At 62.5% G+C, this 11634-nt stretch carries 11 protein-coding genes; 6 read left to right on the top strand and 5 right to left on the bottom strand.

The window, feature by feature from the left end:
• On the bottom strand, nt 1–226 hold a 226-nt coding region (locus G552_RS15375; RefSeq protein ID WP_169447886.1), incomplete at its 3' end, for a helix-turn-helix domain-containing protein.
• A 90-nt stretch (nt 227–316) separates the two neighbouring features.
• A complete protein-coding gene (typA, locus tag G552_RS0111910; RefSeq protein ID WP_027883243.1) occupies nt 317–2104 on the bottom strand; it encodes a translational GTPase TypA in 1788 nt (595 codons plus the stop codon).
• A gap of 132 nt (nt 2105–2236) precedes the next feature.
• Here typA and dnaB point away from each other — a divergent pair, with 132 nt between their 5' ends.
• The 6 genes from dnaB (at nt 2237) to G552_RS0111875 (ending at nt 8278) form a co-directional block, all read left to right on the top strand.
• The gene (dnaB, locus tag G552_RS0111905) at nt 2237–3586 is read left to right on the top strand and encodes a replicative DNA helicase (RefSeq protein ID WP_027883242.1); all 1350 of its coding nucleotides are present in this window, start codon (nt 2237–2239) and stop codon (nt 3584–3586) included.
• Nucleotides 3587–3622: 36 nt separating this feature from the next.
• The gene (locus G552_RS0111900) at nt 3623–4225 is read left to right on the top strand and encodes a hypothetical protein (RefSeq protein ID WP_027883241.1); all 603 of its coding nucleotides are present in this window, start codon (nt 3623–3625) and stop codon (nt 4223–4225) included.
• Between the two features lie 126 nt (nt 4226–4351).
• Nucleotides 4352–4693 carry an Asp23/Gls24 family envelope stress response protein gene (locus G552_RS0111895; protein ID WP_027883240.1) on the top strand — a complete coding sequence of 114 codons (342 nt, stop codon included), beginning with the start codon at nt 4352–4354 and terminating at the stop codon, nt 4691–4693.
• The gene (locus G552_RS0111890; RefSeq protein ID WP_027883239.1) at nt 4686–6284 is read left to right on the top strand and encodes a DAK2 domain-containing protein; all 1599 of its coding nucleotides are present in this window, start codon (nt 4686–4688) and stop codon (nt 6282–6284) included. The genes G552_RS0111895 and G552_RS0111890 overlap by 8 nt, the downstream gene beginning before the upstream one ends.
• Nucleotides 6285–6665: 381 nt before the next feature.
• Nucleotides 6666–7103 (top strand): 3D domain-containing protein, encoded by a 438-nt coding sequence (locus tag G552_RS0111880; RefSeq protein WP_245575193.1) that lies wholly within the window; start codon nt 6666–6668, stop codon nt 7101–7103.
• Between the two features lie 47 nt (nt 7104–7150).
• Entirely contained in the window at nt 7151–8278 is a 1128-nt protein-coding gene (locus G552_RS0111875) for an FtsX-like permease family protein (protein WP_027883237.1), read from the top strand.
• Here the strand turns inward: G552_RS0111875 and G552_RS0111870 are convergent.
• The 3 genes from G552_RS0111870 to G552_RS16530 form a co-directional block, all read right to left on the bottom strand.
• Nucleotides 8275–9477, bottom strand: coding sequence for an adenylosuccinate synthase (locus G552_RS0111870; RefSeq protein ID WP_027883236.1), 1203 nt, complete (start codon nt 9475–9477; stop codon nt 8275–8277). The genes G552_RS0111875 and G552_RS0111870 overlap by 4 nt on opposite strands.
• Nucleotides 9478–10398: 921 nt before the next feature.
• Nucleotides 10399–11205 carry a 16S rRNA (cytidine(1402)-2'-O)-methyltransferase gene (gene rsmI, locus G552_RS0111865; protein ID WP_027883235.1) on the bottom strand — a complete coding sequence of 269 codons (807 nt, stop codon included), beginning with the start codon at nt 11203–11205 and terminating at the stop codon, nt 10399–10401.
• Nucleotides 11206–11273: 68 nt separating this feature from the next.
• On the bottom strand, nt 11274–11634 hold a 361-nt coding region (locus G552_RS16530; protein WP_027883234.1), incomplete at its 5' end, for a hypothetical protein.

The following is an 11634-nucleotide window of genomic DNA, read 5'->3' as shown; positions in this document are numbered from 1 at the left end:
GGCCCTTTTCTTTTAGGGCTTTTTTCCAGCGGTGGTAGGTGGCCCGGCTGATCCCGACCAGGTCCTGGATCTCCTTCCAGCTCTTTTTACTTTCACGCAGGGCTTTGACCAGTCGGAGCTTGCGCAGACGTTCCTTGACCTCTGGGTCGCCTGCTTTGGCCTCGGCCAGCCTCTGTGCTTGTCTAGCGCCTTGCCATATCTCTCGGCCAACGGTGGTAAACTGCACCTGGGGAACCTCCTTTCTTGGTTGGTTCCCCTCTTTTTATCCCAGCTTAGAGTCTCACATGTGTCCGTCCAGGTTCAGCCTTGGGCTCGGCTAAACGCTCTCGGCCCGCTTGCGCTGGGAGGGGTCGAGCACCCGTTTGCGCAGGCGCAGGCTCTGGGGGGTGATTTCCAGCAGCTCGTCGGGGGCCAGGAACTCCAGGGCCTCCTCGAGGGTGAAGCGGCGCGGGGGAATAAGCCGGATGTTCTCGTCGGAGCCCGCAGCCCGCACGTTGGTGAGCTTTTTGTTGATGTTGACGTTGACGTTCAGGTCGTTTTCCCGCACGTGCTCACCCACGATCATGCCCACGTAGACCTCGGTGCCAGGCTCGATAAAAAAGTGGATGCGCTCTTGCAGGCGGTAGAGGCTGTAGGCGTAGGCGACCCCCGCCTCCATGGCGACAGCTGAGCCAGTGGTGCGGGTTTCCAGGCTGCCCACGTGTGGTCCGTAGGCGTGGAAGCTGTGGCTCATCACCCCCTCGCCAGCGGTGAGGGTTAGGAACAGGGTGCGAAAGCCAAACAAAGCCCGAGCAGGCACAGTAAACTCGGCCCGGATGCGACCTTGGTCTTGCGCCATATGCACCATCTGGGCTTTGCGGCGGCCCAGGGCTTCCATCACCGGGCCAAATTTGGCCTCGGGCACGTCCAGCACCAGGTACTCGTAAGGTTCTTGAATCTGGCCCTCGACCTCCTTGAAAAGCACGCTGGGCTGGCCCACCGAAAGCTCGAACCCCTCGCGGCGCATGGTCTCCAGCAGCACCGACAGGTGCAGCTCACCGCGCCCGTGCAGCTCGAAGGTGTCGGGGGTCACCTCGATCACCCGCAGGGCCACGTTGGTCTCGAGCTCCTTCAACAGCCGCTCGCGAATCTGGCGGCTGGTCACATACTTGCCCTCTTTGCCAGCAAAGGGCGAGGTATTGGGGGTTACGGTAATGCTTACGGTGGGTTCGTCCACCGCCAGGCGGGGCAGGGCCTCGGGGGCCTCTTTGGCGGCGATGGTGTCGCCGATCTCCACCCCCTCCATGCCGGCAATGGCCACGATGTCGCCGGGGGTGGCCTGCTCGACCTCGAGGCGCTCTAAGCCCCGGTAGGTGAAGATGGCCACCACCTTAAGCTCCCGCTGGCTATGCTCGCCCACAATGGTCACGAACTGGTTTTTGCGCACCGTGCCCCGGTGTACCTTGCCCAGGGCCATCTTGCCCAGAAAGTTGGAGTAGTCCAGGTTGGCCACCCGAAGTTGGAAAGGCCCCTCGGCCACCCGGGGGGCAGGGACGTGGCGCAGAATGGTCTCGAATAGGTCGGTCAGGTCGGGCTTGGGTTCTTCCCCCAGCCAGGCTTTACCCTCGCGGCCAATGGCATAGAGGTAAGGGAAGTCGAGCTGCTCCTCGCTCGCGCCCAGCTCGGCCATCAGGTCGAAGGTTTCGTTGAGTACCTCGTCGGGCCGGGCGTCTTTTTTGTCTACCTTGTTGATGACCACGATGGGCTTGAGGCCGGCCTCAATGGCTTTCTTGAGCACAAAGCGGGTCTGGGGCATGGGGCCTTCGGCGGCATCCACCAGCAGCAATACCCCGTCCACCATGCTCAAAGCCCGCTCCACCTCGCCGCCGAAGTCGGCGTGGCCAGGGGTGTCCACGATGTTGATCTTCACGCCCTTCCATTCCACTGCAGTATTCTTGGCCAGGATGGTGATGCCGCGTTCGCGCTCCAGGTCGTTGGAATCCATAATGCGCTCGTTGCCCTCCTCGTGGCGCGAGAGGGCCTTGGCCTGCTTGAGCATGGCGTCCACCAGGGTGGTCTTACCGTGGTCTACGTGCGCAATAATGGCGATGTTTCTGAGTTCCATTTTTTCTCCGGGGGTTTGCCACGTGGGCAACCCTGTTAGTCTAGCCGATGGGATGGGGTTTTGTATATGGCTTTGTCAGAGTTCCCCAGGTTGGATAGAGTAAGGAACTGCTGAGGCAGGAGGAGAGACCCAATGGCAACCCCATCCCTCGAGGGCCGCGTCCCTCCCCACAACCTGGATGCCGAGGCCAGCGTGCTAGGCTCGGTCTTGTTGGACAGCGAGGTGCTGGATCGACTCGAGGGCCTGATTGGGCCGGAGGCGTTTTACAAGGAGGCCCACCGCAAAATCTGGGAGGCCATGGAGCGGCTGCGGGCCCGGCGCGACCCGGTGGATCTGGTGACCCTTTCGGAGGAACTGCGCCAGTCGGGCGAGCTAGAGATGGTGGGGGGGGTGTCCTATCTGGTGGGCCTGTCGGAGCACACCCCCACCGCGGCCTACGCCGAGTATTACGGGCGCATCGTGGCCGAGAAGTGGACCCTGCGCAAGCTCATTGCGGCGGCAGGGGAGGCCATGCGCATGGCCTACGATGAGGAAGGCAGCCTAGAGGAGATTCTCGATATCGCGGGCAGGAAGGTGCTCGAGGTCTCCACCCAGGGGGCCCGCTCCGAGTTTTTGAGCATGAAGGAACTGGTTCACCAGACCTTCGAGCACATCCAGCGGCTGTACGAAAACAAAGGCCAGCCCGACGGGGTTCGAAGCGGCTTTCGCGAGCTGGACAACCTGATTGGCGGGCTAACCAGCGGTTCGCTCAACATCATTGCCGCCCGCCCCTCCATGGGCAAGACCAGCTTCGCCCTGACCATCGCCCAGAACGTGGCCCTGCGGGAGGGGGTGGGGGTGGCCATCTTCTCGTTGGAGATGCCGGCGGTACAGCTTGTGACCCGCATGCTTTGCTCGGAAGCCCGCATCGACATGAACCGCCTGCGCCAGGGCCAGCTTTCCGACCGAGACTTCTCCCGGTTGGTGGATGTGGCGGGCCGCATTGCCGAGGCCGCTATCCTAATCGACGATACCTCCGACATGACCCTAATGGAGCTTAGAGCCCGGGCCCGCCGCTTGCACGCTCAACACAAAATCGGCCTGATCGTCATCGACTATTTGCAGCTGATGTCCGGCCCTAGCCACAAGAATGGAGGGGAAAACCGGCAGCAGGAGATCGCCCAAATCTCCCGTGGGCTCAAGAGCCTGGCCCGGGAGCTAAACGTGCCGGTCATTGCCTTGTCGCAGCTTTCCCGGGCGGTGGAGTCGCGCCCCAACAAGCGCCCCATGCTCTCTGACCTTAGGGAATCGGGGTCGATCGAGCAAGACGCGGATCTGGTCATGTTCATCTACCGCGACGAGTACTACAACCCGCACTCGGAAAAGGCCGGCATTGCCGAAATCATCGTGGGAAAGCAGCGCAACGGCCCGACGGGTACGGTGGAATTGCAGTTCCACGCTCAGCACGTGCGCTTCAACGACCTGGCCAAGGACGAAATTTGACCGGCGTTTGACCGGGGCTTTGGTTATTCTGAGAAGATGCGTTTTTGGGGGCTGATGGTGTTCTTGTTGGGGGCGGCCTTCCTCCTCATCCGAACGGTGCAGGCCCAACCGATTGCCCGTCCGCCCGGCGTGCTGGCGCCCCACGCCCCCTTCCAGGCCCCTTTGACCGCGCCAAGCGACCTGCGCTTGGAGAAACCCGGCTATCGCTTCAGCCCGGTGGCCTCCTTCGAGCTCGAGGCCCGGGTGCTCTCCAAACGCCTGTACCATACCGACCCTGCCGCGGCTATCGCCCCGGTGGATCTGGCTTTGGGCTGGGGGCCTATGTCCGACACCGCGGTTATCCGACAGCTTCATATCCGCCAGGCCGACCACTGGTACTTTTACGCCTGGCGCCAAAGCCCGCCCATTCCCCCAGAGGAGATCATCCGGAATAGTGCCAACATGCACCTGATACCGGCCAACGCCAACATCGAACGCCGCTTAAAAAAGCTCAAGCCCGGCCACATCGTGCATATCAAGGGCTTTTTGGTGAACGTAGCCGGCCCCGATGGGTTTTTCTGGCGTACCTCTACCGTGCGCCACGATACCGGCAACGGGGCTTGTGAAATCGTCTGGGTGGCCGATCTGGTGGTGCGCTAGACACCGCGCGGGGTTGGGAAACCCGGCTGGGGTAAGCTATAGTTTCTGCATAGGGAATGCGCGTAATGGGTTTTTGCTGTAAGGTCCACCCTGAAAAGGGATAAGCTTTCTGTCTGGAGGTATGTGTTGAAAGGCAACATAACGGTTACCGAAACTGCACTGGCCGCGATTCTGGGCCTGGCCGCCCATGAAGTGCCGGGCGTTTTGGGGATGAGCCCAGCCGGGATTCGCGAGTCCATTAGCCGCATCCTAGGTAGGAGCGAGGTGAGCGAGGGGGTGGTGGTTAAGCCCGATCCGGCGGAGCCGGGCAAGTACCAGGCCGATTTGTATGTGGTCATTGCCTTTGGCTCGCGCATTCCCGCAGTGGTGGAGAGCATCGGTGAGCGGGTTCGTTGGGCGGCCAAAAGCCTAGCTGGGGCTGAGCTTTCCTCGGTGCGGGTGCACGTGGTGGGGGTGAGCCGTGGCTAGGGCCCTTTCCCCGGCGGAACTGGCCAGTGCCTTTCGCTACGCCACCGATTGGTTTGCGGTGTATGTGGAGGAGACCAACGCCCTGAATGTGTATCCGGTACCCGATGGGGATACCGGCACCAATATGCACCTCACCCTGCAGTCGGTGCGGCGGGAGCTGGACCTGGCCGATACCCAGAAGATGAGCGAGGTGGCTCGGGCCATTAGCTACGGTTCCTTGCTGGGGGCCAGAGGCAACTCGGGGGTCATTACCTCGCAGATTCTCAAGGGGTTTGCCGAAACCCTGCGGGAGGCTTCGGTGCTCACCCCGGCTTTGCTGGCCCAGGCCCTCGAGGAAGGCTCCCGCACCGGTTACAAGGCGGTGATGAAGCCGGTGGAAGGCACCATCCTGACCGTTTCCAGGGGGGTGGCTGAGGGGGCCCGTCGGGCGGTGGCAAGGGGTGCCGATAGCCTCGAGGCTGTGCTCGAGGCGGCCCTGCAAAGCGGACGGGAGGCCTCCGACCGTACCCCCGAGCTCTTGCCGGTGCTGAAACAGGCCGGGGTGGTGGATGCGGGTGGGGTGGGTCTACTCCGCTTCTTAGAGGGCCTCGAGGGCTACCTTAAGGGGCTGCCCCTGCCCGAACCCCCCAAAATCGAGCGCTACGCCCAGACCGCCTTCGAGGAGGAAGAATTCGGTTACTGCACCGAGTTTTTGATGGAAGGGGTGGTCGAGCCCATCGAAACAATCCGCGAGGCGGTCGCCTCCTTTGGCGACTCCCTATTGGTGGTGGGAGCCGAGGGCTTTGTCAAAGGGCACATTCACACCAACGACCCCGATGGCCTGCTGGCCCGGGTGGCCCGCTACGGTAAGATGCTGCGCACTAAGGTGGAGGACATGTCCCAGCAGCATACCGAAATCCTGGCCATGGCCGGGGCCGCCGACGAGGCGCCACCCCCCACCGGCCTGGTGGTGGTGGCGAGCGGCTGGGGGCTGGTTAAGGCCTTTCGGGGGTTTGGGGCCCGGGTGGTGGCGGGGGGCCAGACCGCCAATCCCAGCGTGCAGGACATATTAGATGCTGTGCGAAGCCTGCCCAACCCTGAAGTAATCGTTTTGCCTAACAATAGCAACGTTGTCCTATCGGCTCAACAGGCCGCTGGCCTGGCCGAGGGCAAGGTGGTGCACGTTATCCCCACCCGTACCCTGGGCCAGGGTCTGGCCGCCAGCGTGGTCTATCAAGCCGAGAGGCCGGCCCGTGAGCTTCTACCCGAGATGGAGGAGGCCTCTAGGCGGGCGGTAACCCTCGAGGTCACCCGGGCCAGCCGCAGTGTGGCCATCGGGGGGGTCAGCGTGCGGGAAGGCCAGCCTATTGGCTTGCGCGACGACAAGCTGGCCCTGGCTACCGAGACGCCGGAAGAGGCTTTGGAGGGCCTGATCAAGCTGGCCTTTCAGGAAGCCGAACACGAAATCCTAACCATTTTCCACGGTCCTATGGTGGCCAAGGAAACCCTGGATGGTCTGACCCACCAGCTTGCCCAAGCCTTCCCCGACCTAACCTTAGAGATTCACCCTGGGGGGCCCGACCTGTACGACTACCTGGCGGTGTTGGAGTAGATCACCCAGTCAAGCCCCATCCTGGCGCCCCCAGGGTGGGGCTTGTATCTTCCTGCTGGGCGGTTTGGCCTGTCGGTGAGTCGAGGCGTTACTACAAGCGTAACGCCCGTGGTTTGGAAAGAAAGCAAAAAACCGGCAGGAAGGCAGGAAAGAGCCAGGCCTCTTTCTGGGCATAGGTCAGGGAGCGGTCAGGTTTTTGATGAGAAAGGTAAAGAGGCTCTTTATTTTGTTCTCATAAAAGCAAGGCGGGTCGTAGCCTTGTTCTACAAGCAGAAACGACCTAGGCCCAGCCAAGCCCCGGTTCTTTCAACCTGGGAAATGAGAGACGTGACCTGGCTTTCTAAGAGAAGCTGAGAACAGCCCCCCTACCCTCTAAAGGGTATGGAACGGTTATTCCGCTTCCGCATTCCTAGCCTGATCTTGCTCGTTGCGGTGTTTGGATTGAGCTGGGCCCAAGCCCCCCGGGTTATGGTGCTCAAAGCCACGGCCTATACCTCCTCGGTGCGCGAGACCGATAGCACCCCTTTCATCACTGCCACCGGCGCGCGCACCCGCATCGGCATCATTGCGGTGAGCCGGGATATGCTAAAGGTGCTGCCCTACGGCTCCAAGGTGATGCTGGAAGACCTGGGCACCCCCAACGGCACCGGCAAGGGGCGCTTCAACTACCTTTTCAAAGACCGGGTCTTCATCGTGGAGGACACCATGCACCCACGCAAGCGTGAGCGCATTGACGTCTGGCTGCCCGACCGTAGCACCGCCATCCGCTTTGGGGTGCGCAACGTAAGGGTTACGGTTATTCAGCGCGGGCGAGGGTAAGATAGAGGGGCTTCCAGGGCCGGGGTAGGCCCTAAAGGCTCCTTGCTATGCGCTTTGTCTGGTTTCTTGCCCTGCGCCATTTGCGCTACCGGCGCACCCAGAGCCTGATTACCCTGCTGGGGGTGGCGGTGGGCATCATGGTGCTCACCACTGCTCTTTCCTTGACCAACGGCTTTATCAAGGGGCTGGTGGAGGCCACCCTCAAGGCGGTGCCCCACCTCTACCTGCAAAGCCTGGACCCCGAGCAAAGCCCTCCCCCAGCCCCTCACCCGGAGGTGGTGGGGCAGGCCCCGGTCTTTCTGACCAAGGCCCTGCTCACCCGCCGGGCTGGGGCGGGCCGGGGGGCTGGGGCCGATTTTGCCACCCTGATTGGGCTGGGGGAGGGGGGGGAGGCGGTTTACCCCGACCTCGAGCTCTCCCCCCTCAGAGAGGGCGGCATTGTGCTGGGCAGCGCCCTGGCCCGCAGCCTGGGGGCCTACCCGGGCGACCGGCTATTTTTGGTCTCGATTAACCAGAAGCGGATCGAACTGGAAGTGGTGGCCACCTTCCAGACCGGCAACTATCTGCTCGACGCTGGTTTTGCCTTCGTCACCCTGGCCGATGCCCGCGCCCTGATGGAAGCCCCTACGGCCCTCTCGGGCTACCAACTGCGCTTGCGCGACCCGCAGAAGGCCCTCGAGGTCGGTACGGCGCTGGCCAGCCGGTACTACTTCCCCCAGACCTGGCAGTCTACCAACCGCACCCTGATCGAACAGCTGGCCCTGCAGAAGCGGGTGATTGGTATTGTGGTCTTCCTGATTGTGGTGGTGGCGGCGCTGGGCATGGCCAGCGTGCTGGTGCTCAGCGTCATCGAGAAAACCCCCGACATCGCGCTTTTGCGGGTCATGGGGGCGCAAGCCCTCCAGGTGGCCGGGGTATTCGCTTTGGAAGGCCTTATTCTGGGCCTTTTGGGCATTGGGCTGGGCAACCTGCTGGGCTTTGCCCTATCCAGCTATTTCCACTGGCACCCGGTGGAAATCCCCGGCGAGCTCTACTTTCTCACCCGCCTGCCGGTCGAGATTAAGGCCTCCGACTTCGCCTGGGTCTCCGGGTTTAGCCTGCTGGTGGTCCTGCTGGCCTCGTTGCTCCCGCTGTGGCGGGCTTTGCGCATCAAGCCGGGAGAGGTGCTGCGCTAAACCCAGCTCACCGCGCCAAAGGTGTCCTCACGGCGGGGGCTGGTGGAGAACATCACCACCGGGGTCTGGGTGTACGCCTCGATAAGCTCAATGAAGCGCTTGACGCTTTGGGGGAGCTGCTCGCGGCTGCGGATGCCCGAGAGGTCGCCCCAGCCGGGCAGTTCCTCGTACTTGACCGTCCCGTCGGGGCGGTGCTCAATGCCGATTTTTACGGTCTTGAAGCCGGAGAGCACATCCAGCTTGGTCAGCACCAGGCCATCGAAGCCGTTGACCTCGCAGGCGTACTTGAGCAGCACCAGGTCGAGCCAGCCGGTACGTCGGGCCCGGCCCGTGGTGACCCCAAACTCGCCGCCTTTTTGCCTGAGGTACTCGTCTTCTTCCCCGAATAGTTCGGTGGGGAAGGGGCCGTTGCCCACCCGGGTGGCATAAGCCTTGGCCACCCCGTAGACCTTGTTGATGGCCTTGTGGTTGACCCCAGCCCCCACCAGGATGCCCCCTACCGTGGGGTGTGAGCTGGTCACGTAGGGGTAGTCGCCGTAGTTGAGGTCGAGTAGGGTAGCCTGGGCCCCTTCGAAGAGCACCTTCTGGCCGCGTTTGATGGCCTCGCGTAGCAGGCTCCCGGTGTCGGCGATGTAGGGGGCCAGAATCTCGCGCATGCGGTAGAGGTCGGCCAGGGCTTTCTCGGGGGTGTCCCAGCCGGCCTCACGGGTGGAGTTAGGCTTCTCGGTCAGAAGGGTCTCGACCCGTTCGCGCAGTACCGCTTCATCAAGTAGGTCGCCGACACGAATGCCTACCCGGCGGGCCCGGTCGGAGTAGGCCGGCCCGATGCCGCGCCGGGTGGTGCCCACGAAGTTGTTGCGGGTTTCCACCGTTTTGTGGTGGGGCAGGACCAGGTGGGCCTTGGCGGAGACCAGCACCCTGGGCTTTAGCCCTTCCGCCTGGATGCTTTGCATCTCCTCGGCGAAGCGGAAGGCGTCGATCACCATGCCGTCGCCCAGCACGTTGGTGGCCTGGGGGTGGATAACCCCGGTGGGCAGCAGATTGAGCTTGAAGGTTTTACCCTGGGCCACCACGGTATGGCCGGCGTTGGCCCCCCCTTGGTAGCGCACCACAAAGTCGGCGTCCTCGGCCAGGGCATCGGTGACCTTGCCCTTGCCCTCGTCTCCCCATTGCGCTCCGATAATGGCAATTCCTGGCACGCTATATAGCCTATCGCCCAAAGCCCAAAGCGAAAAGCCAGCGGGAAGGCCTAGTATGCCTAGCGGGGGTTCACCCAGCAGCCGCTCCGGCCCCGGCTGTAAAGGTTGGCCTCGCCGCGCAGAACGTTTTGGAACGGGCCGTCCAGCAGGCAGGAGAGGGTGGCCTGCCCCGGCCACTACACCCAACCGCAGGGTGCAGCCGGCATAAAACAGGCGGAAACGCCAATCGGGAGCCAGGGTTTGGCCGCTGCTGTCTTCCACGATTTTGGCGCTGCAAATTCCGTGAATAACCTAAGGTGTAATGAGGCGTGAAAAGGCGCCGACTCTTCGCCTTTGCTAGCAGATCGGCCATCTGGGTAAGAAAGTCCAACCTGGTTGTGCAGGCTTTTATATGCAGTATGAACAAGCCAGAAGGAGCGAGAGGCATACCCAGCCCAATACCGTACTTGATGGGAGTACCCGACGTGCGAGCCCCTAACCGTAGGTATGACTGGTGAATGCGGTTCATGCTGGTGCTGATGGGTTTGGGGAGTGGTTGAACGAAGTGGATCGAAGATCAACGGGACTGGCTGCTGCGGATGGGATTTGGTCGAGGAAAAACAGGCCGGGCCCTGCCCGCTCAGGCCACCCTTTACCGCTTTAGGTGGGCTCTGGAGAAAGAAGCAAAAGCGGCCCTACGCAACCCGCTCCTGGGCTTCCTTCACCAACTCAGCCGACCCGTCCTTTGCAGCTTCTCCGTCCAACCTATGCCCCTGTTTCGCTGGCTCAATGGTTGTTAAAAGCCTGAGGGAGTCCAGGTTTTTGGGGCAATGCTGCGCGAACAGCCCGATGACCCAGCTCGCGCCCCCGGGAAGGCCAGCCCAAGGAGGGCACCTCGAGGGCCTGCTGCGCCTCAATACGCTTCGTGCTGATGGGCACCCTTCAACCTTCCTCCTTGGGGGGATGAGCCATCTGGTAGGCCTGGTTGCGCGGAATTCCCGCCTCGGTCAAGGCTTTGACCAGCTCCTTGCCTTTCAGTCCCTGCTCCCTTAGCTGCTGCAACAAGGCCTCTGTCTGGGGTTTTTGCTCCGCGGCCCTTGCCGTCTTTGGTCCCAACACCAGAACGAACTCACCCCGGGGCTCACGAAAGTGCTCTAGGGCTTGGGCTAAGGAGCCCCGCCAGATTTCCTCGTGCAGCTTGGAAATTTCCCGCGCGATGGCCACCGGGTGGTTTGGGCCGTAGACCTTGATCAGGTCGGTCAGGGTCTGCCGTAGGCGGTGGGGGGCCTCGTAGAGCACCACTGTTCGGCCCGACGAGACCTGCTCCAGGCGTTCCCGGCGTTCAGCCGGTTTTTGCGGCAAGAACCCTTCAAAGGCGAAGCGGGCGGTGGGCAGACCCGAGGCCACCAGGGCCGGAATCAGGGCCGTGGGGCCAGGCAGCACCTCCACCTGCCAGCCTTCTTGCAGGGCCAGGGCCACCAGCTCGGCCCCGGGGTCGGAGATGCCAGGGGTACCGGCATCGGTCACGTAGGCCACCCGCTCGTAGCCTTCCAAGAGCCGCCTGGCCTGGCCCACGGTGTGCTGGTCGAGGCGCACCATGGGCTTGGCGATGCCATAGTGTTTGAGCAAAATCCCGGTGCGCCGGGTGTCCTCGCAGGCCACCACCTCGGCCTCGCGCAAAACGCGCAAAGCCCGCAGGGTGATGTCCTCGAGGTTGCCGATGGGGGTAGGCACCAACACCAGCCGCATTAGCCCAGTGTACTCGCTGCTGGGCTTGGGCCAAGGTCCCAGGGCACCTTACACACTAACCCAAGTTGCTACCCAGCCATCTTCCTTTCCATGAACCTGAGGTTGTGGGCCAAGACGAATAGGATGACCTTGATGAGGAACCCTTCCTGCGTTGTGGCGTGGATGCGCCTGGGGAAGAGGGCATGAAGCATACTGCCCACCGTCTCCACCACCCGCCGTTGCGTAATGGCCAGATACGGGTACCAGAGGTGGAAACGCTTGGAATTCTCCTTGCGCACGGGCAAGAGGCGTATCCCCTCCGCCTCCAGAAGAAGGTCTTCAAGAAGATAGCTCCCATAGCCACGGTCCACCGCTACCAGAGTCCCGGGCCCCAGGTTCAGGGGCAGGAGGAGCAACCCCTTGAGATCGGCCAGGCTACCCGGGGTGAGG

The sequence above is a fragment of the Meiothermus rufus DSM 22234 genome (assembly GCF_000423425.1).
Lineage (GTDB): Bacteria > Deinococcota > Deinococci > Deinococcales > Thermaceae > Meiothermus > Meiothermus rufus.
Note: the sequence above shows the minus strand (reverse complement) of the source record. Positions and strands in the feature narration are given on the sequence as shown.

Coding starts and splice junctions, on each gene's coding strand:
- rsmI (WP_027883235.1), bottom strand. CDS start 11,205: ATGCGGCTGGTGTTGGTGCCTACCCCCATCGGCAACCTCGAGGACATC.
- typA (WP_027883243.1), bottom strand. CDS start 2,104: ATGGAACTCAGAAACATCGCCATTATTGCGCACGTAGACCACGGTAAG.
- G552_RS0111900 (WP_027883241.1), top strand. CDS start 3,623: ATGCGTTTTTGGGGGCTGATGGTGTTCTTGTTGGGGGCGGCCTTCCTC.
- G552_RS0111875 (WP_027883237.1), top strand. CDS start 7,151: ATGCGCTTTGTCTGGTTTCTTGCCCTGCGCCATTTGCGCTACCGGCGC.
- G552_RS0111880 (WP_245575193.1), top strand. CDS start 6,666: ATGGAACGGTTATTCCGCTTCCGCATTCCTAGCCTGATCTTGCTCGTT.
- dnaB (WP_027883242.1), top strand. CDS start 2,237: ATGGCAACCCCATCCCTCGAGGGCCGCGTCCCTCCCCACAACCTGGAT.